This window comes from Noviherbaspirillum pedocola (assembly GCF_016632335.1).
Taxonomy (GTDB): Bacteria; Pseudomonadota; Gammaproteobacteria; order Burkholderiales; family Burkholderiaceae_D; genus Noviherbaspirillum_A; species Noviherbaspirillum_A pedocola.
Genome location: NZ_JAEPBG010000070.1, coordinates 1 through 1,432, shown reverse-complemented (window position 1 = coordinate 1,432; position 1,432 = coordinate 1). Strand labels below are relative to the sequence as shown.

Sequence of the window (1,432 nt, the reverse complement as noted above, 5' to 3'; positions counted from 1 at the left end):
GAGCTAATGTCAATTCTGGTGTATGGCCGGTCTGAAGCATAGGAATATCAGGCGGCGAGTTTCTGTTGTTCCGGCGGATTGTCTTGCACCGGGATGCCATCCCTGAACGGCACGCCATCCAGCAACGGCTGAATTCGGTCGGCGCCACGAATCCTGCGCCACGACTTCTCTGCTTCTTCCATCAGCTTGAACGCCAGTCCGAGGAACGTGGCCCGTGACAGGCAGTTCCTGGCCCGCGTCGTCCGGTGCCGCACCGTGGCAAACGTCGACTCAATCGGATTGGTGGTGCGTACGTGCTGCCAGTGTTCGGCCGGGAAGTCATAGAACGCCAACAGACTATCCCTGTCCTGCGTAAGCTTTTGCACGGCCTTCGGATACTTCGCGCCATAGGTCGTCACGAACCTCTCGAAGGCAACGAGGGCTTCTGCCCTGGTGGCCGCCATAAAGATATCTTGCATGGCTGCCTTTGCTCTGGCCTGCTGCGATGCCGGCAGCGCGTTCAATACGTTGCCCAGCTTATGGAACCAGCAGCGCTGGGCCCGCGTAGCAGGAAACACCTCTTCCAATGCAGCCCAGAAGCCCATGGCGCCATCGCCAACAGCCAGCAGAGGCCCGGATTGCAAACCGCGCGCCTTCAGGTCCAGCAGTACCTCGCGCCACGACGCGGTCGACTCCCGGAAACCGTCGGCAATGGCGACGCGCTCCTTCTTGCCCTCTGGCGTGACGCCCACAATCACCAACAGGCATTGGCCATCGGCGCCCTCGCTTCGCACGCCGGTATGAATGCCGTCCGCCCACCAATACACATAGCGGGCAGTGGAGAGGTCGCGCCGGTTCCACTGCTGCCATTCGTCCGACCACTGCGCCTTCAGACGACTCACCACGTTGGCCGACAGGCCCTTGGCTTGCTCGCCCAGCAGCACCGACAGCGCTTCGCTCATGTCGCCAGTCGACACCCCTTTGAGGTACAGCCAGGGCAACGCGGCCGAGACGCGCGGCGACTTCCTGACATAGGGCGGGACCACCGAGGAATGAAACTTCACGCCCATGCCGGAGCGGTCACGTACCTTCGGAACCTTGACCGATATTGGACCGGCTGCGGTGAGCACGTCGCGCTCGGGCAGATAGCCGTTGCGCACCACGGCACGCTTGCCCGACAGGGTTCTCACGTTGGCATACTGTTCCAGCAGGGCCGCCAGCTCCAGTTCAATAACCTGCTGAATGACTTGCCGGGCGCCGTGGCGCACCAGTTCGTCCAGCGACACGCCGATTTCCGGTAGACCGATTACTGCGTTTTGCTTATCCTTCTGCATGGTGGGGGTTTCCTCTGTTGGTGGCTTTGACTTCGACAATCAAATTCTCCAACAAAAACCTTCACCGCCTTCCGCCCGCCTTCAGACTTCACCTCGTACACCACTTCCGACTATAGCTC

The 1,432-nt window shown here is 60.9% G+C and carries 1 protein-coding gene; it reads right to left on the bottom strand.

All coding sequences use genetic code 11. From position 1 onward, the window contains the following. Positions 1-47 precede the first annotated feature (47 nt). Complete coding sequence (locus JJB74_RS32930) at positions 48-1,313, bottom strand: IS256 family transposase (protein WP_200598765.1); 1,266 nt, start codon at positions 1,311-1,313, stop codon at positions 48-50. Positions 1,314-1,432: the final 119 nt, after the last annotated feature.

What these genes read in the sequence shown, in the direction of transcription:
- JJB74_RS32930 (WP_200598765.1), bottom strand. Translation starts at nt 1,313, where the DNA reads ATGCAGAAGGATAAGCAAAACGCAGTAATCGGTCTACCGGAAATCGGC.